This window comes from Chryseobacterium jejuense (assembly GCF_900100075.1).
Lineage (GTDB): Bacteria > Bacteroidota > Bacteroidia > Flavobacteriales > Weeksellaceae > Chryseobacterium > Chryseobacterium jejuense.
This window is the reverse complement of the sequence record NZ_FNEG01000004.1, coordinates 292,451-317,749: the sequence shown is the minus strand read 5'-3', so window position 1 is coordinate 317,749 and position 25,299 is coordinate 292,451. Positions and strand designations below refer to the sequence as shown.

General features: G+C 34.2%; 23 protein-coding genes. 13 read left to right on the top strand and 10 right to left on the bottom strand.

From position 1 onward, the window contains the following. Positions 1-92 precede the first annotated feature (92 nt). The 8 genes from BLS98_RS13780 to BLS98_RS13745 all read left to right on the top strand — a co-directional run bounded on the left by BLS98_RS13780 (position 93) and on the right by BLS98_RS13745 (position 8,419). Positions 93-1,238, top strand: coding sequence for a helix-turn-helix domain-containing protein (locus BLS98_RS13780; RefSeq protein WP_228425230.1), 1,146 nt, complete (start codon positions 93-95; stop codon positions 1,236-1,238). Positions 1,239-1,378: 140 nt separating this feature from the next. Continuing rightward, positions 1,379-2,437, top strand: a complete 1,059-nt coding sequence (locus BLS98_RS13775; RefSeq protein ID WP_089737085.1) for a serine hydrolase domain-containing protein — start codon at positions 1,379-1,381, stop codon at positions 2,435-2,437. 54 nt (positions 2,438-2,491) lie between these two features. After that, entirely contained in the window at positions 2,492-3,952 is a 1,461-nt protein-coding gene (locus BLS98_RS13770; protein ID WP_089737084.1) for a serine hydrolase domain-containing protein, read from the top strand. A 148-nt stretch (positions 3,953-4,100) separates the two neighbouring features. Next, positions 4,101-4,559 (top strand): hypothetical protein, encoded by a 459-nt coding sequence (locus BLS98_RS13765; protein ID WP_089737083.1) that lies wholly within the window; start codon positions 4,101-4,103, stop codon positions 4,557-4,559. Positions 4,560-4,587: 28 nt separating this feature from the next. Beyond that, on the top strand, positions 4,588-5,286 hold the full coding sequence (locus BLS98_RS13760) for a hypothetical protein (RefSeq protein WP_089737082.1): 699 nt from the start codon (positions 4,588-4,590) through the stop codon (positions 5,284-5,286). A 6-nt stretch (positions 5,287-5,292) separates the two neighbouring features. Beyond that, entirely contained in the window at positions 5,293-6,006 is a 714-nt protein-coding gene (locus BLS98_RS13755; RefSeq protein WP_089737081.1) for a DUF1266 domain-containing protein, read from the top strand. 16 nt (positions 6,007-6,022) lie between these two features. Then, a complete protein-coding gene (locus tag BLS98_RS13750) occupies positions 6,023-7,378 on the top strand; it encodes a serine hydrolase domain-containing protein (protein WP_089737080.1) in 1,356 nt (451 codons plus the stop codon). A gap of 240 nt (positions 7,379-7,618) precedes the next feature. After that, positions 7,619-8,419, top strand: coding sequence for a penicillin-binding transpeptidase domain-containing protein (locus tag BLS98_RS13745; RefSeq protein WP_089737339.1), 801 nt, complete (start codon positions 7,619-7,621; stop codon positions 8,417-8,419). 346 nt (positions 8,420-8,765) lie between these two features. Here the strand turns inward: BLS98_RS13745 and BLS98_RS13740 are convergent, their stop codons facing one another. The 4 genes from BLS98_RS13740 to BLS98_RS13725 all read right to left on the bottom strand — a co-directional run bounded on the left by BLS98_RS13740 (position 8,766) and on the right by BLS98_RS13725 (position 10,746). Continuing rightward, complete coding sequence (locus tag BLS98_RS13740) at positions 8,766-9,500, bottom strand: SDR family NAD(P)-dependent oxidoreductase (protein WP_089737079.1); 735 nt, start codon at positions 9,498-9,500, stop codon at positions 8,766-8,768. A gap of 12 nt (positions 9,501-9,512) precedes the next feature. After that, the gene (locus BLS98_RS13735; protein ID WP_089737078.1) at positions 9,513-9,737 is read right to left on the bottom strand and encodes a tautomerase family protein; all 225 of its coding nucleotides are present in this window, start codon (positions 9,735-9,737) and stop codon (positions 9,513-9,515) included. Positions 9,738-10,061: 324 nt separating this feature from the next. Further along, on the bottom strand, positions 10,062-10,280 hold the full coding sequence (locus tag BLS98_RS13730) for a hypothetical protein (protein ID WP_139166121.1): 219 nt from the start codon (positions 10,278-10,280) through the stop codon (positions 10,062-10,064). Positions 10,281-10,377: 97 nt separating this feature from the next. Continuing rightward, entirely contained in the window at positions 10,378-10,746 is a 369-nt protein-coding gene (locus tag BLS98_RS13725; protein ID WP_089737076.1) for a winged helix-turn-helix transcriptional regulator, read from the bottom strand. Between the two features lie 370 nt (positions 10,747-11,116). Here BLS98_RS13725 and BLS98_RS13720 point away from each other — a divergent pair, with 370 nt between their 5' ends. Both BLS98_RS13720 and BLS98_RS13715 read left to right on the top strand, forming a co-directional pair. Continuing rightward, positions 11,117-12,862: a CocE/NonD family hydrolase gene (locus tag BLS98_RS13720; protein ID WP_089737075.1), complete on the top strand. Its 1,746-nt coding sequence runs from the start codon at positions 11,117-11,119 to the stop codon at positions 12,860-12,862. Positions 12,863-12,996: 134 nt separating this feature from the next. Continuing rightward, positions 12,997-13,584, top strand: a complete 588-nt coding sequence (locus BLS98_RS13715; RefSeq protein WP_139166120.1) for a hypothetical protein — start codon at positions 12,997-12,999, stop codon at positions 13,582-13,584. Positions 13,585-13,733: 149 nt separating this feature from the next. On the opposite strand, the gene BLS98_RS13710 is transcribed toward BLS98_RS13715, so the two are convergent. The 5 genes from BLS98_RS13710 to BLS98_RS23675 all read right to left on the bottom strand — a co-directional run bounded on the left by BLS98_RS13710 (position 13,734) and on the right by BLS98_RS23675 (position 19,917). Beyond that, positions 13,734-14,336, bottom strand: coding sequence for an NAD(P)H-dependent oxidoreductase (locus BLS98_RS13710; protein ID WP_089737073.1), 603 nt, complete (start codon positions 14,334-14,336; stop codon positions 13,734-13,736). Positions 14,337-14,413: 77 nt separating this feature from the next. Then, positions 14,414-15,238 (bottom strand): helix-turn-helix domain-containing protein, encoded by an 825-nt coding sequence (locus BLS98_RS13705; protein WP_089737072.1) that lies wholly within the window; start codon positions 15,236-15,238, stop codon positions 14,414-14,416. A gap of 254 nt (positions 15,239-15,492) precedes the next feature. Continuing rightward, positions 15,493-16,161: a DUF2625 domain-containing protein gene (locus BLS98_RS13700; protein WP_089737071.1), complete on the bottom strand. Its 669-nt coding sequence runs from the start codon at positions 16,159-16,161 to the stop codon at positions 15,493-15,495. A gap of 82 nt (positions 16,162-16,243) precedes the next feature. Further along, complete coding sequence (locus BLS98_RS13695; RefSeq protein ID WP_089737070.1) at positions 16,244-17,344, bottom strand: hypothetical protein; 1,101 nt, start codon at positions 17,342-17,344, stop codon at positions 16,244-16,246. Between the two features lie 224 nt (positions 17,345-17,568). After that, complete coding sequence (locus tag BLS98_RS23675) at positions 17,569-19,917, bottom strand: TonB-dependent receptor (protein ID WP_089737068.1); 2,349 nt, start codon at positions 19,915-19,917, stop codon at positions 17,569-17,571. Positions 19,918-20,377: 460 nt separating this feature from the next. Between BLS98_RS23675 and BLS98_RS13680 the strand changes: the two genes are divergently transcribed. Beyond that, on the top strand, positions 20,378-20,974 hold the full coding sequence (locus BLS98_RS13680) for a class I SAM-dependent methyltransferase (RefSeq protein ID WP_089737067.1): 597 nt from the start codon (positions 20,378-20,380) through the stop codon (positions 20,972-20,974). Positions 20,975-21,153: 179 nt separating this feature from the next. On the opposite strand, the gene mnmE is transcribed toward BLS98_RS13680, so the two are convergent. Next, complete coding sequence (gene mnmE, locus BLS98_RS13675; RefSeq protein WP_089737066.1) at positions 21,154-22,539, bottom strand: tRNA uridine-5-carboxymethylaminomethyl(34) synthesis GTPase MnmE; 1,386 nt, start codon at positions 22,537-22,539, stop codon at positions 21,154-21,156. 674 nt (positions 22,540-23,213) lie between these two features. On the opposite strand from mnmE, the gene BLS98_RS13670 reads away from it, so the two are divergent. Together BLS98_RS13670 and BLS98_RS13665 are read left to right on the top strand one after the other, a co-directional pair. Continuing rightward, complete coding sequence (locus BLS98_RS13670) at positions 23,214-24,269, top strand: hypothetical protein (protein ID WP_089737065.1); 1,056 nt, start codon at positions 23,214-23,216, stop codon at positions 24,267-24,269. Positions 24,270-24,288: 19 nt separating this feature from the next. After that, positions 24,289-24,804 carry a hypothetical protein gene (locus BLS98_RS13665; protein WP_228425227.1) on the top strand — a complete coding sequence of 172 codons (516 nt, stop codon included), beginning with the start codon at positions 24,289-24,291 and terminating at the stop codon, positions 24,802-24,804. Positions 24,805-25,299: the final 495 nt, after the last annotated feature.

Below are 25,299 nucleotides of genomic sequence, written 5' to 3'. Positions count from 1 at the left end.
CTTGGAATTTAAATCTTAAAATACCATTTGGATTCCAACAAAAGCTTAAAAATAAAATAACCATAAACAAAGAAGAGTAAAGAATGGATAATATGAATTTATTAATTATTGTAAATACAATCTCTTTATTCATTTCATTGTTTCTGGCATTTTTCCTGATTACACTCAAAACAAAGTATAAAATAAGTAATGCTCTGTTTGCTGCTTTTCTGGTGTTAAACGCAATAGATATTAGCGAGCCTTTGTTTAATTTGATGGTTGATGGCCCATCCAACCTGGGAATGTTTAGATCCTCTTTTGCCTTTCTGCAAATTCCTGTTTTTTATCTCTATATCATATCAGTCTGCTACTCTGATTTTAAGTTAAAACCAAAATATGTACTGCATCTGCTCCCATTTTTAATTGTTAATTTGGTTTTACTGCCTCGTTTTTATACTGTAGATGCGGCATCAAAAATGAGTTTTATTCAGAATCGTCAAAATATGATAGAGTTCCAGTTCATTCATATTTTAATACATGTTCAGGTTATTAGCTACATCATTGCTGTTTTTAGAGTACTGAGAAAATCAAAGAAACTATATCTTGAAAACTATGCAGGGAAAAACATCAGTTCCTATAATTGGTTATTCCAGTTTACTGTTGTGCTGACTATTTTATATGCGGTAGCTCTTTTAAAAAACATTTTTAAATTTTCAGATTATCCCCATATTTCGGAGTGGTTAAAGATTAGTCTTTGGGTTTCCTCTCTTTTTATTTTTTGCTGGTATTTATTCAAAGCATTAAACAATCCGGGGCTTTTCAGAAATATTGATTCAAAATTAAAACTCGTTTCTGAGATTATTGCAGAAGAGAAGAGCAGCGAGCAGCCCATAATAGATGAAAGAGAGTATAATGAAGAGCTTATCAAGTTAAAGAAGTATATGGTAGAGCAAAAACCCTTTCTTAACTCTTCGCTCACCATCCAGGATGTTTCCAGTGAGATTGAAATTCCGGTTCGGGATTTATCTCTTTTAATCAATCATCAATTAGGGCAGCATTTTTATGATTTTGTAAATACATACCGCATAGAGAATGCTATGGATATTTTAAGAGATGGTACAAAAAGTAAGGTGACGATCCTTGAAATTCTATACGAAGTTGGTTTTAATTCAAAATCTTCTTTTAATACAGCCTTTAAAAAACATACAGGCAATACGCCAACTAACTATCGTAAGAATCTACAAATCAGCAATTTGTAATTACTCGTACTCTTTTTTGTACAGATTCGTACTTATTTTTTTATACAAATGAGGCTGAATACTTTTATTCGGTCGCCTAATTCTTCTTTCTCCCACATCTTTGTATCGAAATAATTTTTAAACATAAAAAAAACGATACAATGAAAACTTCATCAAAATTTTTAGCAGTACTATTATTCGCAAGCAGCTTTTCTTTTGGACAAAACATTACCCAAAAAATTGATTCTATCATCAGCGATAATTATAAGAAAAATCCTGAGGTAGGAATTAGTGTTGGCTTTATCAATAACAATGAAGAATACTATGCAGCCTATGGTAAGCTGAATGCAGAAAGTCAAACAAAAATTGATAAAAATTCCATCTTCGAAATTGCATCCATCACTAAAATCCTGACTTCAAACTTAATTGCCCAGGCAGTTTTAGATCATAAGCTAAAGTTAGATGATTATATAGACGGATTCCTTCCCAAAGAATATGTATTACAGCCGAACCTTAGAAACAAAATTAAAATTTCAGATCTGGCATCACATCAGTCTGGATTACCTGATTTAGATTTTCCAAAATTGATGGAACTGAACCCGCAGCAGCCTGTAAGCAGTGTGACCATGGAAACATTAGCGGGAATAATCAATACCTGCAGTGAGCTAAAAGACTATGGTAAATTTCGTTATTCTACGATTGGATATACTTTACTGGGGCAAATACTAGAGAAAGTGTATGGTAAGAGCTATGATGAAATTATCAGAGCTAAAATAATAAAGCCTTTACACATGAATAGCACATTAACTAAGGACTTTAATGTGAAAAATATAACAACGGCTCACAATCCGAACGGAGGAATTCAAGAGTTTTTCAAATGGAACATTACAGCATCTGCAGGATTGGTAAAATCTAATACTTCTGATATGGTTACCTATTTAAAAGCAGTTTTAAATAATGAAACAACAGTTGGGAAAGCTGCTGTCATTACGGAAAAAATCGTGTATAAAGATGAGAAAAGAGACATGGGATTAGGTCTTAACATGATGACGGATGATAAAAATACCATTTATTCGAAATCAGGAGATTCTATGGGACAGTCTTCCATCATCTGCTACAACAGGAATAAAAAATGGGGAATTATCATTCTTCTTGACTATAGAAACTCAAAAATGAGACAAGATTTGTTGAATAAAATCTATGATACAGTTCTAAAATAGATTAAAAACGGTTAGCTAAAGAATAAAAATTTTTACCCTAAAAAAAATAATACCATGAAAAATACCTTTTATCTACTAATTGCTGCACTCATTGTGCTGAGTTGCCAAACAAGGAATAATGCAGTAACCTCAAAAAGAGACTATAGCTTTCTTACTGACAGTTTGCATATTGATAAACAGTTAGAAAAGTACAACCTTCCGGGATTTAGTCTTGTTGTCTTTGAAAATTATAAAATTGTATACTCAAGCCAGTGGGGAGTGAAATCAGTAGATTCTAAAGAAATGTTAAATGAAAATACGGCTTTCTCTACGGCATCAATTTCAAAACCAATAACGGCACTTCTTTGCCATATTCTTGAAGAAAAAGGTCTGATAAACCTTAATGCTCCTATAGATAAATACTTAAAACGCTGGCATTTGCCAAAAAGCAAGTTCACGGAAAATAATAGCCCAACCTGGAAACAGTTTTTTAATCATACGGCTGGTACAAGTCAGGGTGGATTTGAAGACCATTACGAAGGAGATGTCATTCCAACTATAAAACAAAGTCTTCTAGGACAGATCCCAAGATATGATAAGGAAATTGAATTCCTGTTCACACCCGGGACCAGTTTTGAATATAGTGGTGGTGGATATGTAATTGTTCAAATGGCATTAGAAGATACTTTGAATAAATCTATTGCAGAACTGGCACAAGAGTATATCTTTTCTCCGCTTGGTATGAAAAATACCACAATGATTCAACCTAATGAAAAGGGCTTTCCATCAAATGTGGCTCTTGTTCATGATAAAGACGGAAAAGTGATTAGAACAGGGTTACCAATAACCCCACAAGTAGCAGCTTCCGGAATGTGGTCCACCCCAACTGATTTAGCCAAGCTTTCTATTGAGATACAAAACGCTTTACGCAATAAAAATAATAAAGTGATTTCGCATGAGGTAGCCAAAAAAGTAACGGAAGTAACGGCTTTGAAAAATGCTGTTGGAGGTTGGAGCTACGGCTGGCAGAAGTCTTTTGGTTATAACAACTATGATTGGTTCTCTTGTAATGGTTCTAATACTGGAGTTGGGGGCAATGTTCTGGCTTCTATGACAGATGGTAACGGGATGGTATATCTTGCTAATGGTGAAAAGCCCAATCGTTTTCCTGTAATGAATACTACCAGAATAAAGGTCCTTACATTGATGAACTGGAATAAACCAACTCATGATGATACCCAGGAACTCCCATTACATCTAAAAAAACAGCTTATAGGAACTTATGAGGACTTCCTTTATGGACAGGGAATGGAAACTAAAATAGTAGAAAAGAATAACCATCTTTATGTTGAATCTATGCTTTTGGATTTTCTTAAAGGAAAGAATGAGAATGAGTTACTGTATCTGAAAGATGGAACTTTTAAAATTGTAGATTATCCAAATGTATTAAAATTTGATTTCAGTAATGGAAAGGTAAACTCTGTTGTCTTAACAAGAGGTTCCATAAAAACTGAAGTTCAAATGACTAAAAAATAGATACAGTTTTCCAAACGATATGATAAAGCAGCAATGCTTTCTACCTATAAATTAAAACCATAATAAATTAATCCGGTTCATGAGTATTCAGAAATATAAATAGGACAATGTTCAAAAATATTCATGAGCTAAAATCAAATATCAAAATATGATACAAAAAATTCTCTTATTAGCTTTTCTTTTCATGTTTACCATAAATCTTGTATCGGCAAAGGCAAAAATTCCATTTGGAAAGATTGATAAAATAGAAATAATAGCAGATTTACCCAATACTGAGAAATATGCTGTAAGTAAAGATTCAAAAGAATACCTGGATTTAGCAAGAATGCATCAGGAATATAATATTGCCTGGGTTATTCCGGTCTGGATAACGAAAGAACCCCAATTGGTCTTGGCCAAAAAAGAAAGCGACGAATATTTCGAGTTAACCAATGAGCAGCTAGATCAGATTATAAATGAAAATAAACTGAATAAAGAAGGTCTTCTGCAGCTTGGGCTTTACACCCAATATGGAGGAAAATTCATAGTAGTATTGATTATCGGACTTATTCTCTATGGGATTTTTTCTAAAGACAAGCCTAAAAAAGTAAATCCAACAACTATTTAAATAGTAAAAAACTTAAACCAAATAAAATATGAATCCATTATTTTTAATTCCAGTTGTAGCAATAATTGCAGGGATCGTTTTCATGATTATCATGAATAAAAGACACAAAACTGCAAAATCAGAAATTGATTTAGATTCTGAAAGAACCAAATATAACCAGTATAAACAAGAACTTTTAGCTCAGGATTTTCCAAAAATAACAGAGTGGATGCGAGGGAAGCGAATTGATGCCTTTACTTCTGGATCTGTTCCCCAGTCAACAACCAATAAGATGCAGGAGCTTGTAACTGATGGACTAAAAAATGTAGCATTATCTGCAATAGGGGTAAAACTTAGACGGATTGAAACAGATTGTTTCTGGGTTTTAAGCGGAAATGATTTGCATTTTTTTAGTACCGATACAGTAGGTGAATTAGATGAGCACATTGTATTTGATAATTTTAGAATTGAAAAAGCCACACTTCAGTATGGTGGTGTCCTGAAATCACAATTAGGTGTTTATGCAAAATCATCAGAAGAATATTTACCCAAAACACATGTTATCACTTTTGATATAGACGGAAGCTCATTATCTCTTGAAATTCACGATAGACTTAATTATAGGGTAGATCCCGAAGATATGCTCAACCTGAAAAAACAGTTAAAAACAAGAGCAAAATATCAGGTAGTTGGTGAAAAATTGGTGGAGATTTTACAAGATAGATTTCCTAATTTAAAAATGTCTTAATAAAGCATGGGACTTTTTTCAAAATTTTTAAATTCATTTAAGAGCATTCGATTAAATGATAAAAATAAAGTAAGTGGTTATTTATTAGAGCATTTGCTCGTAGGTTCAATGTATGCCGAACAACAGTCGGCATACTTGAATTCTTATGAAACAGGGCTAAACAAATCCGATATTATAAAGTTAGTAGAAACCTACTGGGAGATATCAGATAAGGATCAGGCTATAGAAATTCTTCAAAGTTTGCATACCAGAAATCAAGATAAAGATATTGATGTGGTATATAAAGCATTTGAAAGCTCAGAGAATTATGTTGGTATTTTAAGATCAAATCTTCCTAATGAAGAAGACGTTTTTGAATATTATCTGGATCTGTTCAGAACATTAAAAAATGTTGTTCCTGAATTAATTGAGCAGAAAGTGATTACAGATTTTACTCATTTAAAAAAAATAAAAGATAGCGGTTGGAACTATGGCAGAAGTGTATTTTTAGCTCGCTGCTGCCACGAATTAGGCTATATTTCTGAAAAAGAACTCATTGAATATGTAGCAAAATCCCACAGGGAATTGAAAAAATATTGCAGTACCTGGAAAGAATACACAACAAGTTATATTTTTGGAAGGGCAATTTGGGGTGGAGGTAATAATGCAGGAATGATACAGATTGCAGATGACCTGCTGAATAACAATCAAAGTCCACTTAAAAATAAAACGTATATCTGATTAGAAAAAAGTAATTATGAAAAACTCAAAAATAATATTTCTTTTAGGAGTTAGCTTGCTCCCTTTCAAAGGCCTTTCACAAACTAAAGCAATTGTAGGAAATGTCAACGTAACGAAGAATCGGATCAGTCTTTCTGATAAGTTGTCACAATATATGAAAGCCCAGGCAGATGTGAATGGGTTTAGCGGTACTGTTCTGATTGTCAGAAAAGATGCTGTACTTCTGCAGGAGGCTTATGGTTTGGCAGATTACGAATGGAATATTAAAAACACAATAGATACCAAATTTCAGTTAGCATCTGTAACAAAACAATTTACAGCAGCAGCAATCCTTCAATTGGTAGAAAAAGGAAAATTATCACTTGATGATAAGTTAAGTAAATTTTTTCCAGATTACCCTAATGCGGAAAGTGTTACCATTCATATGCTATTGTCACATTCTTCCGGCCTTTCTTTGGGATTTAAAGATTTGGCTTTAAGTACCCTATCAGCTGATTCTGCCTATAATGAAATAAAAAAAATACCCTATGCATTTTCACCGGGAACTAAAAGTGAATACAGCAATATTGGATATTATTTATTAGGTAAAATTATTGAAAAAGTATCAGGAGAAAAATATGCAGTTTTTTTGGGAAAAAATATATTTGAAAAAGTAGGAATGAAGAATACTGGAATTAGTAATAATGATTCGATAATTCTAAAAAAAGCGAAAGTTTATCATCACACAGAAAATGGGTTGGCTCATAACCCCTATATCAATTGGAAATTTAACATTGGGCATGATGGTGCTTATTCTACCGTTGAAGATTTGGCATTATGGGACAAAGCGCTTTATGGGACGACTATTTTATCAAAAAAAATGAAAAAACGAATGTTTACTTCCTATAAAGATCAAAATTTTGGATATGGCTTTGTAATCAATCCTTTCTACAATCAAGGACATCAATTAATTGCTCATGATGGTGGTTTTTTTGGGACAATGACTTCCTTTAACCGTTATACAGATGATGGCTTGTTTATCACCGTTCTTTCCAATAATCAGTCTCCAGCATATATGTTGGCCTACGGATTAGCGGCAATATGTTTTGATAAAGAGGTTGAACTTCCTTATCATCATCAGAAGGTTAAAAATAATGGAGGTCTTTACTCACTTTTTACAGGAAATTATGATGATATTAAAATTCTTGAAAATAATGGGAAGCTTTATTATAATGACCTTGATACTGAATTGTTTCCGGAATCAGATACTAAATTTTTTAGGTCAGATGATGATAACAGAACAGTTGAATTTATTAAAGATTCCAAAGGAAAATATTCAACGATTAAGCTGACTAAGGCAGGAGTAGGGGAGATACGAAAGAAAAAGGATTAAGAGTGTTGTACCATACCGAAATGCTTGATTATATATTTGAAAAATAAAGAGTAACCAAAAAAAACAAAATAGGATGTCATTCCAAGCCTGCATTAAAAACATTGAAGAAAAACCGGAAAATCTTGTTCAGACTTTGAAAATGTAGCAGCTGACCAAGGATTTACAGAAGAGGGCAACACTAAAAAAGGTATATTAGCTTTAGTATAGATGATATATGGTTATCGAAATAAAACTAATGTAATGAGAAATGTTTTTTTATTCCTATTGTTAATCAATGTGCTGACTGCCAGGTTTAATGCACAGGTAGATCTTGTAAAGCCTTTTGAAGATTGTAAGATCAAGGGAAGTATCACTATATATGATTTTAAGAACGAGAAATGGATATTTAGTGATAGTATGGACAGCAATCGGCCAACTTTACCTGCTTCGACCTTTAAAATTATAAATACCCTGATTGCCTTAGAAACAGGTGCAGTCTCCAATGCAGAAGAAGTGATTAAATGGCCGGGTTCAACAGATACGCTGAAATATGGTTTTCGCCCGGATATTTATCATGACATGAGCATGAAAGAGGCTTTTAAATTGTCTGCAGGCTGGGCCTATGTTGAGGTAGCAAAGAAAATTGGTAAAGAAAGATATAAAAAATATTTGAAGATGAGCAGATACGGAAATGGAGACCTATCTGTGAATGACGATGATTTTTGGAATTTCGGAAACTTTGCGATCTCTCCGGTGAACCAAATAGAAATAGTACGGGGTGTTTATGAAGAAAGCCTGCCTTTTAAAAAAAGCTCATTCAAAGCGCTCAAAGACATGATGATTGATACCAAAACAGAAGAGTATACAATAAGGGCTAAAACTGGCTGGACGAGGGATAAAGGAAAAGACACCGGATGGTGGGTGGGATATGTGGAGCGCCCCAACAATGTGTATTTTTTTGCAACACGTCTCATTAAAGACCGTAAAGATCTTAACCATAATTTTGGTAAATGTAGAAAGGAAATTACATTGAAGATTCTTAGAGAATTAAATATTTTATAAGAATATCTCTGGATAGTACAGAATTCTGGATTTGATAACATTTAGCTGTTCATTTTTATCAAAGCGTAGATACTTAGATTGATCTTTCTGTTAGATTCAATTTTTAAAGAACTATGAAAAAAATAGAGGAGAGGCTGTCTCAAAAAGTTAAATAATTTGGCTTTTGTCATTGAAAATACGTCGAATCTTCGATTTATGACGAAGGAAGAATCTCTTTGATAACCTGGTGTATGAGGTTCTTCACTACATTTATAACCTATGTTCGCAGACTTTCAGTTTGTGTTCAGAATAACACTTTTGAGACAGCCTCTTTTAATAAAAACTAATGGCTACAATAGTTTTATCTCTAATTTAAGTTGCGCCCGGCACCTTTACCACCATCAACATTAATGATTGAACCCGTAATAAAATTACTTTTTGCAACAGTATACACCATTTCTGCAATGTCATCAATTTCTCCGACCCTGTTCAGTAAGTGTAAACCAGCGCTCTTGTCTGCATGGTCACCATGCATCGGTGTACGTATGATCCCCGGAGCTATGGTATTGATCCGAATGTTCTGTTTTCCAAATTCTGCTGCCAGCTGAACCGTTAGTGCATGAATAGCCCCTTTGCTAGAAATAGCCGCTGTAGCAGGCAGCCCTCCAAAACCATGGGTAACAAGAGGTGTTCCGATATTGATAACCACACCGTCCTGTTGGCGAAGCATTTGTGGAATAATAGCTTGTGTGGTGAAATAAGTTCCTTTGAAATTGGTTTTCAAAAATTTATCCAGATAATCTTCATCCACTTCTAAAAATGGTCTGCTGTCAAAAATACCTGCATTGTTGATGAGTACATCCACAGATCCAAATTTTTCAAGGGCTACTTTCAGCAGCTGCTCTCCGGTCTGTTTATCACTCACATCCCCTGCAGCCATTGCAAGATTGTTACCTGCACCCAATTCCTTGAAAGCCTCTTCAAGTGCAGCTGGTAACAATGAATTAATCACTACATTATCACCTTTGTCTAAAAAGTATTTTGCGATTCCTTTTCCTATTCCTGATGCAGCACCAGTAACTATAATTGTCTGTTTTTTCATTGTTTTAAAAAATTATTTTTGTTTGTTATTTAGCTTTAAAGCCTTTTCTCTTATCACTGAACCCTGTTCTCCGGCATATCCCCAGTTATCAAGCTCAACCTCCTGAATGATAACATGGGTGAGATGAGGATCTTTGTTCAATGTCTTTGTTATTAAATCAGTTATTCCTTTTATGAGGATCTGTTTTTGTTCTCTGGTAACGCCTTCCCGCGTAAGTTCAATCTTGATGACTGGCATAACTATATTATTTTATGTTCATTATATTGTGGCATACTGTAGAATCTATTATGTATTGTAAATTATTTGTAATCAGTTATTTAAGCATTTGTTGATTGAAGCCTGTTATCAGTTTTTGAGCATACCGATCCCTCACACCAATCCTGTGCACTGCATTGTTGATGCGTTTTTATTTAAACTGTACTGTCTCTGATTATTGAAAAGGAAATTTTCAGATTTGTGTCACTTCCTCAAATGATGTGAAATCTTAATTGGATACTTCTGAAAGTAATTTAATGCCCTGCATTCTGTTTTCTGTACCAAAAAATAGCATTACTTCATCCGTTATGGAGTAACAAGCTGTTCAATATGTTGCTTTCTATAGGGATATAAAGCTTCCGTAGGCTTAAAGCGTTCTGAGATTTCACCATGTTCAGAAATCCAAAATTGTTTAAATTCTAACCTGTCAGTAAGTTGAACCCATTCTGTAGTTGCAGTTAAGACTTCTCTTGAATGGCTCATTTCGTCAATAGGAGAATAATACCGTATGCTTACATTAATCATAACTCTTTTTCTTTGTTGCAAAGTTAGCATCAAAAAAAAGTTGTCACAATAACGGCATAACGATTCAGATACGGCAAAATTATTCCCTATAGAAGAGTTATTTATCGTCTGTTTTTTTCTTTAGTTCAAGAAGTTTTTTGAAATGGTCACGGTACTTATTTCCCCATTCCTCCATGGCGAGGGTTATTGGGAGAAGGCAGATCCCAAACTCTGTGAGTGTATATTCTACCTTTGGGGGTAGAACAGGATAGATCTTTTTTTCGATGATGCCGTGTTCCTGCAATTCATTCAACTGGATATTAAGGGCACGTCTTGGTGCTGCAGGCATAGCCCGTTGTAGTTCGCTGGGTCTGATAATACCACTATGGATCAGATTGATCAATGTAGGTTTCCATTTCCCGCCGATAATTTCGCTTGTAATTTCTATCCCACAACTGTATTCTTTTTCTATTTTTCTTTCGTACATCAGTTAATAATTATTTTAATATCCTGCCAATTGGAATTGCATTCAAAAACGTATTCGTTTCATCCGGAACTGCAAATGTATCATCTTTAATTTTATGCTCGCAATGTGATAGTTTGTACATACATTTTTATTGAAATGAGCGATAATGTATTAACCTGCTTTACTTTGTCTGGTGAATTTTGAAGGACATCATCCAAACTGTTTGAATGAATAGAATATAGATCATTTATATTCACAAATTACTACTACATTAGTGCTTTAAAAAAACAACTCATTATTCTGAATCACAAAAATAATGAAACTGTTTTCTGGCATGTATAAGTAAACACAATATAAACGTTCCAGTTTCTCAAAAAACTAACAATAACTAATGAAAACATTTTTGAATTTCATCATTCTGTTTCTGGCATTTTTCACCGGTTCAGCACAACAAACTCGAAAAATAAAGTCAGAAGATTTAAAAAGCATCTATAACATCCAGGATAGTGTTTTGGTAAAAACGAGAGACGGAGCAACATTATCTTTAATGATTGTCAGAAAAAAGGGAGATGAGAATCCTAAACCTGTCATCCTTCAATCCACTATTTATGTTAGAGATAAAGGTAGAGATATGATATCATTAAAGAGATCTGTAGACAATGGCTACGTGGGTGTTATTGCTTATGCAAGAGGAAAGAGATTTAGCCCTGACGAGATATTTCCCTATGAAAATGATGCCCATGATACTTACGATGTTATCGACTGGATCAGCAAACAAAAGTGGTGTAATGGAAGTGTAGGGATGTATGGTGGAAGTTATAATGGCTTTACGCAATGGGCAGCGTGTAAAATCCTGCATCCAGCTCTTAAAACAATTGTACCATCAGTTGCCGCACGACCAGGTCAGGGGCTGCCTGTAGAAAATAATATTTTCGTCAACCCCAATTACGAATGGTCATTTTATGTTGGAAATAATAAATATCTGGATACTATAGCCGGAAATGACAGAAAACGTTTTCGCGAAATGCAGAATAAATGGTGGGAAACTGGAGTTGCCTATAAAAAATTAGACAGCATAGACGGTGTTCCTAATAAATGGTTTCAACGATGGATAAGTCATCCATCTTTTGATAGTTATTGGCAAAAAATGACACCTTATAAAGAAGATTTTGCACAGATAAAAATTCCGGTTTTAGCCTTTGACGGATATTATAATGATGGACAAAGCTCCGGATTGTATTATTTGAGAGAACTTCAGAAATATAGCCCTCAAACACCCGCATATCTTGTTATTGGACCTTACGGACATTTTGGTACACAAAGTGGCGGAGAAAGTGTTCTGTATGAATATAAGGTTGATCCCGTTGCGTTGTTTGATATCAATAAAATTACTTATCAATGGTTTGATTACATTCTAAAAAACGGAACTAAACCGGAAATTCTAAAGGATAAAATCAACTATGAGGTAATGGGTGCCAATGAATGGCGCAGTGCCCCATCCATTGATAAAATGAGTAATGGTTTTTTAACACTTTACTTAACCAATGACAAGGCTGGCAAATACTATGCTTTGAACTCCAGGAAACCTGTTAAAAGTAGTTTTTTATCGCAAGAAGTTGATTTTGCCGATAGAGATAAAACCAATAATGATTATTATCCGGAACCCCTTATTCGGAAAGAAATAGATACAGCCAATGGATTTAATTTTATGAGTGAGCCTTTAAAAGAATCCATATTAATAAATGGTTCATTTCTAGGAGCCATCAAGGCAAGCATCAACAAGCTGGATATGGATATTGGTGTAACATTATATGAAGTAATGCCCAATGGAGAATATTTTCACCTATCTTATTTTATCGGACGGGCCAGTTATGCAAATGATATCACCCACAGAAAGTTATTAAAACCCAATGTTATTGAAACCATTCCATTCTCTAATACACACTTGGTGAGCAAACGACTAAGCAAAGGAAGCAGACTATTAGTGTATCTCAATGTAAATAAGAATCCATTCTCTGAATTAAATTACGGAACAGGTAAAACGGTAACGGAAGAAACCATTAAAGATGCCAAAGAACCATTAAAAGTGAAATGGTACAACGATAGTTTTGTTAAAATTCCCATATTAAAAGACTGATTTGGACAGAGATTTTATGAAAGGAAATCATTACTGTGCTAATATTTAGCTGAATATGTATACATTTACTACTGGAGACTATGGTTTTTCTTTGAGAAAGAAGTCACTTTATTTAACTAACCTTTTGGACAGTAATGAATACCTATCAATTCCGTTTTAATAATAACAATAAGACCGCAGCTATTTTGTTTTGGTTTTTTTCGACATTACTTACTATTACACTAACAACAACTATGTTAGTGGTTCCTGTGGAAGCCTATTTTCCGAACTGGCTCTTGCTGTTCACCTTTCCGTTAATGTTACTATCCATTTATAAGCTGTATAAAGTAGCATCCAGGAGACAGTCGATAGAGATCATTACGTTAAATAAAGAAGGATTTACCAGCTCCTGTTTCGGGTCTGTTTTATTTTCGGATATAACCTCTATCAAAATTCCTGCCCGGGAAATATCATTGTTGGGTGGAGTAAACTATGATTATTATAAACGAACTGAAGCAGATATCCCTCATCTCGTCACTTCAATTACAGCTAATGATGGCAAAACGTTTTGTTGGATGTTGAGTGAGTGGAGTGGGCTTTATAACGCAAAGGAAGATTTTTCTGTTTTCTTTGACTTTCTCACAGCGTTAACCGATCAGATGTATCAACTTTACCATGATAAAGAACCTGTTTCCAGTTATTTAAAAATTCTTGATGAAAATGGTTCCTGGGAAAAGAGTTGAGAGCAGAATCTAATAGGGTGAACTCATAGTTGATAACATGATTTTAAAAATTAGTAAGCTTTCGATTTGAGCACACTATTTTGATACTAAATCCAAATCAAATCCAAATTCTTAGAGTTTTCCTCATGCAAAAATGAAAGCCTTTATTATTAAGCATTTTTCACTTGAATACTATTCGTCATAGTATATACATCTCTGATTTTAGATAACCATATTTGTATGGCCTCAGGAGTTGCACGGTCTGCCTTATCCAAAAAGAAATGTTCTTTAATCTGGAAACCACAATAGGTGTAGATCCCTTTATCAGAAGTCAGTAATAATGCTTTATCCATGCCGATAGCTGAATATTCTTCATGAGATTTTCCATGAGTGTTAAGAATTATAGCCTGTTTCCCCGTTAATAATCCCTTTTGTATTCCCTGATCATAACGATAGGCAAAACCATAGCTAAATACCCTGTCAATGTATCCTTTCATGATTGCAGGCATACCAGTCCACCAGATTGGGTAGATGAAAGTTACTACATCTGCCCACAAAATATATTCCTGTTCTTTTTTGATGAGTTCATTAACGATACCTTTTCGTTGTTCTGCCATATCGTCCAGAGACAGTACAGGATCAAATCCAAGACTGTAAAGATCTCTGACAATTACTTCCTGTTCCTGCTCTTCTAAAATTTTTTCAATAGATTGTTTAATCTGACTATTCAGGCTCTCCTGATTCGGGTGTGCATAGATAATAAGGTGTTTCATATTGTTACTTTTAATTGATTGAACAGTACAAAAGTAAAATAGGGGACACCGGAAAAATTGTAAGAAAACGAAATTGGCTATTCGCTGGTCGCTTGGCAGATATCCTGTTGGAACTTCAGATAATTTTTTGGCGAAAGATTAATGAAATGCTTAAAATCATGAATAAGTTGGCTTTGATCATAATAACCACACTTATTAATAATGTCAAACCAGTTTACTTTTTCTTTAGTAAAATCTAGGTGTTGAATCAATTCAATAGCTTTTAAAAAGCGATGATATCTGTTGATTTCTTTTGCACTGAAGCCAAAGTGTTTTTTATGTATCAGTTGAATGTTTCTTTCACTTTGTTTAACTTGTTCAGCAATGGATTTGATGGGATTCATCGTATCCGATTTAAAATTAGCCAATAGGCTGGAGGTGGTATCCTGCTGGTTGAGGTATGGCTTACAGAAATTGAGAATATGATTTACTTTTTCTTCTGCTGTATCAATAGTATTTAATTGCAATGCTAACCGGTTAAAACAATTCTCTTCCATTGCTTCATCGGGGTGGATTGGAAAATGATCAGATAGAATTGCCTTTCCAAAAAAACGGTAAAATGCATCATTCTTGAAATTAGCAACCAATATACTGGAGTTGGGAGGCAGACAATATTCAAATGAGGACTTTATAGGACCTACAACAATGCATTTACCAACTTCGATTTTCGTTTTTTGTTTGGAAATCAAGAAGGCATGAGCTCCGAAATTAAAAACCATGATGGTTTGGAAAGAAGGGAGTAGGGTTTTGGTGACTGTTATTTCAGAATTATTTTCAGCAAAATAAAAATGAGAGAATACCGCTTCAAACTCCTCTGGAACAGGAATTCTGTAACTATCATATATTAATTTGTTTTGTCTCATTTTATAGTCTACAATTTAGGAAAAAACAAATGGATTTATCGATGATATTTTACTCAAAACATAGATGTGGCTTGTTAGGATCTATTGAAAATAAAAACCCTTTAAACATTAATTTTAAAGGGTTGTATTATTGTACTTGCAATTTATATGCAATCTATAAACTGTCTATTTCCCGATATAACTATGTGAATTTTATTTAATTGTCCCGTCCTGAAATAGCGATACAGAAATAACGAGTCAATTTGAATGGATTACTATGGAGCAAGTTTTCCAGATTCTACAGTAAAATTATAGTTTTCTTCAATCGGTACTAATTTTCTGCTTGTTTTTTCTATGTCTTTTCCTTCTTTAGTCCACAAAAACGGCACAAAGGAATACACTTGATTTCCGTTTGCTTTTTTTATGTCATTTTGCCAATTTTTCCATCTGAAAATCTCATAAAACGTATGGATGTCGCCAGCCAGAGCCCAATAAAGAAATTCAGAATAGTTGATGTCTAAACATTCCCATTCAAGGGTGTCTTGTGGTAGATAATAAACTTGTCCCATCTCGCTTCCAATTCCGCCGGCATTTAAGGCAAAATATCCACCGATTATATCGTCCGCAATTAAAAAATGTGAAGGTTGGTCACCATAATTTTTAAAAGTTTTTCCTTTATTCCATTCAGCCAAACCTCTGTCAAGTTTTTCACTTCCTGAGCCTAAAATCCTAAGCCAGCCATTGTCAATTAATATACCACCCGTTTCGTAGATTACAGCACCCATTGGCGATCGTGTTGTGACTTGAGCATTCACAAGTTCTTTTTCTGCTCTTCTCTCGTCTTTGGGTAAAATTTCATATTCATTTTTGGCTTCATTTAACCATTCTGTTACTAATTCCCAGCCTGGCTCTTCCAAGTTTATGAGTTCTTCAAGTTTCTTCATATTTTATTAATTTTTGTTGGTGTAGGGTGAAGTTTGCACTTCAGCTAAACTGACATAAAAATCTTTTTTTGATGTAGCTTTTTTACACAAGCTTATTTTTAAATTCATCAAATAATTCAGGGTTAATAAGTTTGAAATTTTTCTTCAGATCGCTTTGTTCATAGTCTGAAGCAACAATCACAAAATCATCAGTTTTGTTAAGTTCAAATTCAGAAATGCTATTTTTTAAATTTTTACAGCATTCTACAATCATTTTTATGGTATTATTATCTTTATTATGTAAAGAGGTTTCTTGATTGTATACATTAAACAGGTTTTGAGTTTCTTCATTCAAATCAATTTCAATAGAATGAGAATAGTCTATTGGGTTCCAAATGATCCATTTTGCTTCTTTCCCTTTTTCATTTTGCCATTCTTTGCGGTCTGCCTCCGTTCCAAATCCAACTGAAGGGGGAAGAATATTCTCATGATAGTAATAAACATAAATGCAGTAAATTTTTTCCCGAATGTTATAATTTAAAATGTGTTGCTTCAGAATTTCAAGAAGTTTTTCTGATACAAGATCGGTTAATTTTTTGTAGCTAATTTTCTTGTTAGGCTTATTATACCAATAATGCTCTTTTTCTTTTATAGATTGAAGTAATCCTATTTCGTCATAATGATAGTCAAATACTCTATCAGGAACTTCTCTGTTTTGATAAATGCGCTGCATTGTCTTAGTTGAAAGTTTTCCTTTACTGTAAGTGTAAACATATTTAATCCAACCGTCTTTAAAAACAGTATAACTGATAGTTAATATTGAATTCTCATAAATGAAAAGCTCAACATTGTCTACTCCTTTTTCCACGCTATAATCAAATCGGTAGCTTTCTATTCTATCTTTTTCCCTTATATAAAAAATTTCGTAAAATAAATCTTTTAGACCCGTGAATTGTCTTTCAACAATTATTTCATTATTGTCATCAACACCATATTGGTATTGATTTTCTTTTTTTACAGGTTCCTCTTTATGAAGTCTGCCTGTTGGAAAGTGGTTTTCCTCAAAATAAAAAGGCTCAAGATTAGAAATGCTGTCGGTTGTCCAGAACCATCTAATTACTTTTTGTTCTGTGTTCTTTTTAATCGATTGATAATTATTTTGAGCTTTGCAGAATTTTTCTTGAAGTTGTTCTATATTCTTCATCAGTTTTTAGTTTGTGCGGTCTGTTTTGGAAAATTTACAACTAACGGCTTGGTTCTTATGACGAGCGGGATTTTAAAGCCAGAACGTTCTACTAAAGTACAGATTTTTTCAATAAGTCTATTTTTTAGCTTATTCAAAGTCGTCTTGAAAAATAAATATAAGGGGCAAGTAAAATGATATGATTACATTAAGTTGATTGGAAAACAAAGAAGTTTACCATATGCTTAAAGATCGAATTGTACCCCCAGACTTGCCATTGTTCCTGACCCTTTGATATAATAGCGACCTTCATTGGTTGCACCTCTTACTTCAGCATGAATGGGATAATAATCAGCATTGAATAGATTATTAATGGAGAATGAAAAAGTAAATTGCTGATATTTGTATTTCGTTTGTAAATCTACAAGATTATAACCTGAAATCGGATATTTCCCATAGTTGTATTCTTCAGGAGAAAACACATTTCTGCCTCCTAAATGAAGGTATTGTAGGTATACATTCCACTGCTGGGATAACTTAACATCAACATTCAAATTAATTTTGAAAGGTGAGATAATGGAATTGTCCAGCTTGTCCTTGAAATTCCCCTCATTTTTCAAATCCTGACGGCCATCCATATAACCCAGCACAGTTCCAACAGTCAACCACTGAACAGGTTTTACATTGGCGACAAATTCCACTCCGTAAATACGTTGCGGTACCTGACTCAGTTCGTAATTACCCGGTACAGAAGTTTCAGCGAAAGTAGTTCCTTTCTTAGAGGTACTATAATAGCCTATCAACTGGTAATCCCAGACATCTATCTTACCATTTACTCCTAATTCGAAGTTATTAACGACAACAGGCTTAGGATCAATCTTGCTTAAGGGTACTCCATTGCGTAGAATAAGCCCCACATCACCAATAGAATATCCTTGTGAAAAGGAAGCAAAAGGCTGTAGGTAGCTATATTTATTATATCGTGTTGCCAGATTAAATACAAAAGCATCCGAATGATTATTTTCACCGGCGGTCAGTTTACCATTTTTAGTCAGATCGCCAACCTTAAAACGGATATTTTCATAACGTATTCCTCCTTTTAAAATCCAGTCGTTCCCTATGTTTACTTTACCCTGTACATAAAAGGCGAGATTATTCATGTTCATATCCGGTGTCACCAATTCGTCTTTCAAAGTTTTCTGTACCGTATGATCCTTCAGGAGGTCCATACCGTAAATAAGGGAGATTTTGGAAGTGGCACCAAGTTGAAATGGAGTATTGAAATTAAGTCTGGCTCCTTTATGATCTGAATAGTTTTGATTATAAGTTTCAAAGACCGTATTCATATCTTCATAATACAGACTCAGGTTGGCCTCAGTTTTTCCATACTGACCATCATATTTTAAATGTAAGGCCTTGTTATAGGGAGTACCTCCATTAATGCTCGTATTAGTAGGAATACCAATTGCTGGTGATTCACCAAACTTACCCGTTGTACCTATATATTTGCTATCCTGTAAACTGCGATAGTAGTTTCCCATTACTTCTACATGATGGTTGGGAGCAATCTGATAACCGATTTTGGCCAATGTATTATAAGATTTGGTCTCGCCTAATCCATAAAAAGGGCTTACTACTGTGCCATCAGAACTTCGGACAACACCAGTACGACCCATTTTGCCTTGAAGGACATAATCCCATTTTCCAATCTGTCCGGAAAAAACCTGTGCAATATTGTAGCCATAGGTTTCGTTTGGTCTTACCAAGCTTAGCGAATTATTAAGATAAGTAGATGAACTCAGTTTTTTACCTTTTTTGGGCTTTTTAGTAATGTAGTTTATCACACCGCCAGCGGCTCCGTTACCATACATGGCCGTTGCACCATTGATCACTTCGATATGATCTATTGCACTGGCATCAATAGTGCGTAGATCACGTCCACCATTACGCAAAGGGGTGGATTGTGGGATGCCGTCAATCAGCACCAGGAAATTACGTCCACGGATCTTAGCGATAAAGTTATTTTGGCTTTCTTCGCTGGGCGATATACTGGGAACCTTTTGCATTAAGATAGATGGCAGGTTATCGTTGATCTGTCGCTGCTGGTCCAGTGTCTTACCCCCAATATAGGTTATTGATGACGGAACTTCATCAATGTGTTCGGCTAATCTGCTCGCAGTAACAACAATCTCATCCAAATGATGTCGTGCAGCTTGCATAACGAGTGGCTCAACAAATTGATAATTTTCTTCGTTTACTTCAATAGTTTGGGTGATATTTTCATAACCTTCTAAGCTAATTACCAGCTCATATTTCCCATACATCACCCCTTCAAATTTGAAATAGCCTCCTTTGTCAGACACAGTATTCCCCACTCCGATTAATTGAATACGCACATTGGCTAAAGGTTTGCCCTCTGCGTTGACTATTCGACCACTTATATTACCTCCTTTTTGTTGTGCATGCAACGAATAAACCTGCAAAGGGCTTTCGGCATTAAAGGGGATTTCTGCATAGACTTTCGGAGATAAAGAATAAGAAAAGTATAAAAGTGCAGCGGTAATTTTAGCCGTTTTGTATTGGTTAACTTTCATTGCTAGTAATGCTAGGGTAGAAGATTCTTAACTATATATTTATTAAAAAAGGATAGGTGCAAAGATATATTATTTCTATTTATTCTAAATAATAAATATTTGGTTTTTTATTAGAATATCCTATGTCAAATACGACCTTTATCTGGCATTACTGTAGCTGTGACTCATCACGAAGATAATAAATTTGAAAGCAGCTCAGAGCCTTCCTTGGATTGGAGAGTTTGCATCGAAAATCCTCATATTGACAGCAAAACCACCTAGCTGATGGCTTTGTCATTAAACTTATTTTTGTTAAATTGATCTTTATTTTGGCTAACTGCAGAGTCAGTTATCTCTAGTCCATACCCTATTTTCACAAAAGTTTTTAAATCAAAAGTATTTCATTACTGATTTATAACTATTTCAATCAATATTCTGGAAATGAAATGTTAACTAGAAAAAAATAGACTAAATTTATCATATGATTTTTAAAAAGCTAGCATCAAATATTGATGTGGATGATAATACCTTTAATAAATTATATCCTTATCACATAAAAGAACTGTCTGCGCGCCATTGGACTCCTGTTGATGTTGCCAAGATTGCTGCAGATTATCTGGTTGAGAAGCCATATAGTAAAGTATTGGATATTGGTTCTGGGGCTGGAAAGTTCTGTTTAGTGGGAGCAGCCTCTACAAAGGGTCGATTTTACGGTGTTGAGCAAAGGGAATCTCTCACAAAACTATCAAAAAAAATAGCAGACAGGTACAAAATTGAGAATGTAGAATTTATAAATTCTAATATTGATGAAATTTCTTTTTTGAATTATGAAGCATTCTATTTTTTTAATTCTTTTTATGAAAATATTGATACTTCATGTTCAATAGATGATACCCTATTTCCAGATAAGGACCTGTACTATACCTATTCAGAGTATGTAAAAGAACAGCTTGATAAAACTCCTGTTGGGACACGACTGGTTACCTATTGGAGCAATTGGGATGAAATTCCATGTAATTTTGATTTAATTGATACCGCTTATAACGGGTTTTTAAATTTTTGGAGAAAGATGTCCTAGTGTATTAGCAAAGGAGCTACCAATGATATAAGGCTGGTTCTTGTTACCAATTCTGGCGTGGTCAATATCAATGGAGTGCAAGACTAATCATTATTTCATAAAATATAAAAACAAAAAAAGCGAGTTAACAACCCGCTCTGATTTTTATAAAAACCTTAATTATATCATTTAAAAAATATCTACTTTCCGATACAAAATTTAGAGAAAATATTCCCCAGCACTTCATCATTCGTAACCTCACCGGAAATCTCACCAAGGTGTTCCAAAGCATTTCTTAACTCATAAGCCAGTAATTCTGTAGAAATCTGGATAGAAATAGCTTCTTTTACCTTGTTTACAGCATCCAAAGATTTTTGTAAAGCTTCGAAGTGACGTTGATTGGTGATAACTACGTTATTTTCTTCCGATTTTAATTGCTCTACGTAAGAAGATAATTCATTCTTAAGATCCTGGATATTCTGATTTTCAACAGCAGAGATTTTGATGAAGTCAAATTCATGAGAAATAGCCTTTCTGAAAATATTTTCTACCGTTTCGTATTTTGTAGGGGTAACCTCGTCAATTTTAGTAGCACAGATGATTAATTTCAAATCTTCTCTTAACAAAGACTCAATCATTTCAATGTCCTCAGAGAAATCTTCAGTAGCAGCATCAGCCAGATAGACTAAAATATTGGCATTTTCTACCTTTTCCTTAGCTTTTTTTACCCCAATGGCCTCAATTTCATCCACTGTTTCACGCAAACCCGCAGTATCAATCAAACGGAAAGCATGTCCTTTAATATGAAGAATTTCCTCAATGGTGTCCCTTGTTGTTCCGGCAATATTACTTACAATAGCTCTTTCCTCTTTCAATAAAGCATTAAGAAGGGTAGATTTTCCTGCATTGGGTTTCCCGATGATCGCAACAGCAGTACCATTTTTAATGGCATTTCCATATTGGAAGCTCTCAATAAGAGAATTTAATTTTACATCGATTTTATCCAGTAATCCACTTAAAGCGGTTCTGTCCGCAAACTCTACATCTTCCTCTGCAAAATCCAATTCTAATTCAATAAGAGAAACAAAATTCAGAAGATCAGTTCTTAATAACGATATTTCATTTGTAATTCCACCCTTTAATTGGTTGATAGCTACTTTTCTGGAAGCTTCATTTTCAGACGCAATTACATCAGCAATAGCTTCTGCCTGCGAAAGGTCAATTCTTCCATTGATAAAAGCACGAAGGGTAAATTCTCCAGCCTTAGCCATTCTTGCTCCATTTTTAATAAGGGTTTCAAGAATACGTTTTCCGATATGTGGTGAACCGTGAAAAGCAATTTCTACAGAATTTTCTGTAGTGAAACTTTTCGGTGCCAGGAAAATGGAAAGCATGATTTCATCAATAGCTTCTTCACCATCCATAAAATAACCGTAGTGAATGGTATGAGATTTTTGTTTCTCCAGCTTTTTTGCCGGGAAACTTTTCTGAATTATGGGTAAAACATCATTTCCGGAAACTCTGATAATGCCTAAAGCACCTATTCCATTGGCAGTAGCCAGCGCACAAATAGTATCGTTATTCATGGCGCAAATTTACGCTTTTTAATACAAATTGTATAGAGGAGGCTATATGTATTGTCTATACTTCTTATCAGGAGAGGTCTTCCAGCATCACTTTTCCAATCAAATGATCTTTTGAATATATACAGGCGTCTAAAAGCATCAATATTCTTTGTGATTATGGTTAGAAAAGTTGACTTTCCTTATGATTAAGATTATTTTGATAGATAAATTTTATTATATCTGTTTTTTAAGAGGTGGTACAGGGAAAAGCTGAAATTGTATGGGAAATAAGGGTATTCATGATAAATAAATAAACTGATGAAAAAAGTATTGAATAACTTATGAGATTGATATCTATTACTTTATATTTCTTGAGATTGATTTTTTCTGAAAGTAATAAACCATTGCATATGTATGATAATATTGAATTTTTAAATAATATAAAATGATTTCTTAAATATATTTAATTTTGATTTATTTAAAGAGTTACCTATCAATAAGTTGTTTTTATTGTAGAATTAAACACAGTAAAAAAATATTTTTGATAAAAATGAATTTCGGCATGGTGTTATATTGTTATTTAAGATAATAATGAAGTTTGGTATGTTAATTGTTGGGTAGGGACTCAATGCTGCAAAAAAAACACATATTAATTATTATAATGTGAATAATTTGTTAATTTAGCATAAACATATATGAATAACTTAAATTTTTTCGATTTTAATAGGAAATTGATTTTTTTATTAATGATTGCCTTCTATGGGGGGGTAAATGCGCAGACCTGTACACCGTATACGGGACAGGCAATGGTAAGTGGGACTACTTACTGTATTGATGGTAACTATACTTCTACGACTGGGGTTACAATTCCAAATGGAGCAACACTTATTGTAAAATCTGGACAGTTTCAGGTTTCTGGTGTTCAGGTAATGGGAACTCTAGAGATTGGCGATGGAGCAAGTGTTAAGTCAACTGGTTCCATCCAGATAGGGGTGTGGGGTACTCAACAAAATTCAAAAATTAAACTAGGTACAAAGTCTTTTCTTTCCCTTACAGGATCTGTTACTCAGGATGATCCAACTTTTGGTGGGATTTTTCCTGGAACAACATCAGTTATTGAAATGGGAACTAATAGTGTAGTGGAGATATGTGGAACGTATACTCAGCGATCAGTAACTTATCCATCAGTTAATTATGTTGGAATTCCCACTGGAAAAGCCTATTGTATTGCAAAAGCAGATGTGAGTGGAAGTGGTGGTACTGCAGTTATCAGTAATGATAGCCAGATTGTAGCCATTGCTATGGGAAATGTAATAGGGCTTGGTGCTGGAGGAGCAAGCTTTTGTGGCCCGAATGCAACTTCAGCTACGTGTCCATCTCTTTGGCCAAATGGATTATCTGATGATAAAGACAGTTGTGGTAACGCGCCAACAATTATTGACAATATAGATACGTTCTGTACAAAACCTGGTGCTACCGGAACTCCTGATGGATTTACCAAATTCGGAATTACAATTCAGCAAAAAAATAATGCTTGGCCGGAAAATGTTCCAAACGGCTTTGTTGCTATGGAAGCAAAAGATAAAGGTTTTGTGATTACAAGAGTTCAGCACGTAAGCCAGACCCCACAGCCAGGAGATGCTATTGCAAACCCAAAAGAAGGAATGCTGTTGTATGATCTTCAGGATAAATGTGTGAAGCTTTACAATGGTACTGAATGGAAGTGTGTAGAGCGAGGCTGTAATGATTAATCTAAAAATTAATAAAAGGATGAAAAACATAAAAAATATAAGCATAGCTGTTGCCCTTGTTATTTTTAACTTTTCAATTGCGCAAGTAGCTATTGGGAAACAAGCAGTAGATGGAAGCAGTACTGTTTTGGATTTCAATAATGTATCCGGAAATACAAAAGGATTAATCCTTCCTGCAACCTCTGGTCTTCCAACCGGATCTCTGGTAAACGGAACATTTGTTTTTGATGTAACAGACAATAAAGTAAAGGTGTATGAGAATGATGTATGGAAACCATTATCTGATGCAGGCAGCTCAAGCGCTGTTGTTGCGAACAATTCTGCGGAGCTAGGGAAAGGAGTGGTTATCGGGGCGCCATCCAGTACTGCAGATGGAGTATTGGTACTGGAATCTCCAGATAAAGCAATGATCCTTCCTCAGATTGCAACACCCCATATTAATGTAAAAAATCCATACCCCGGAATGATGTGTTATGATACAACCAGTAAAACATTGGCAGTATTTGACGGAACAGTCTGGAATTACTGGAAATAAGCTGGTATGAAATAATTTCCGGGAAACCGGTGTATATAAGTTTATAATGTGTATTGAAACAGTAGTATATGAATGTATACTGCTGTTTTTTTTATAAAAAAGAGAGATTACAAATTCTCAAGTGTAATCTCTCTTTTTTATAAAAAAGAGAGATTACAAATTCTCAAGTGTAATCTCTCTGTTAAACAAATAATATAAATTGTAATATTCTCAGGCTTTTATGAAAAGATGTATGATTATAATTCTGAGATTATTATTTCATCATAGGATGTTGTGTTAAATAGGCCTCTTTTTTTATTTGTGTTTTTAGCTAATATTATTTGTTTAGTTTATAAAATAAATCTCACCCCTCGTGGTTTTCATCATTTGTGTTTGTCATTTGTGTTTTTAAATACTTTTGTTAGATTATAAGTAAAGTAGTTGCAGAGGGGGAGATTTTATATTTGTTCTTTTGATGGTATTTTAATAGGGTAAAAGGTTTATATTTTTAACATC